Source organism: Streptomyces sp. GbtcB7 (assembly GCF_019091445.1).
Classification (GTDB): Bacteria; Actinomycetota; Actinomycetes; order Streptomycetales; family Streptomycetaceae; genus Streptomyces; species Streptomyces mirabilis.
Map to the genome: position 1 here is coordinate 1 of NZ_JAGXJM010000188.1, position 346 is coordinate 346.

Sequence of the window (346 nt, forward strand, 5' to 3'; positions counted from 1 at the left end):
GGACGGCGATCCGCTGGTGGACGACGTCCGCATCGTGGGCGGCGAGCCGCGCATGCTCCATCTCTACGCGGAGAAGGGACGCGCGGACGACGTCTTGCGTCGGTGGCACGAGGCCGAGTCCGGAAGGTCCTGGGGGCTGTCGCGCGACGAGGCGGTCGCGGCGGGCCTGTTCGGCGAGGTCGTGGACGCGGAGGTGCTCCCTCGCATCGGCGACGTCCTGGTGGCCGCCCGCTCAGCGGTCGCGTACTACGACGACCGGGAGTCGGACAAGCGGCCGCAGAGCATGATCGGGCAGCACGGATCACTCACCGATCAGGAGCGCGTCGTCCCGATGGTGCGACTGGGG

At 71.4% G+C, this 346-nt stretch carries 1 pseudogene; it reads left to right on the forward strand.

Annotated elements, in window-relative coordinates:
- Window positions 1-346, forward strand: a pseudogene (locus tag KVT44_RS55795) (alkaline phosphatase family protein); the annotation flags it as partial.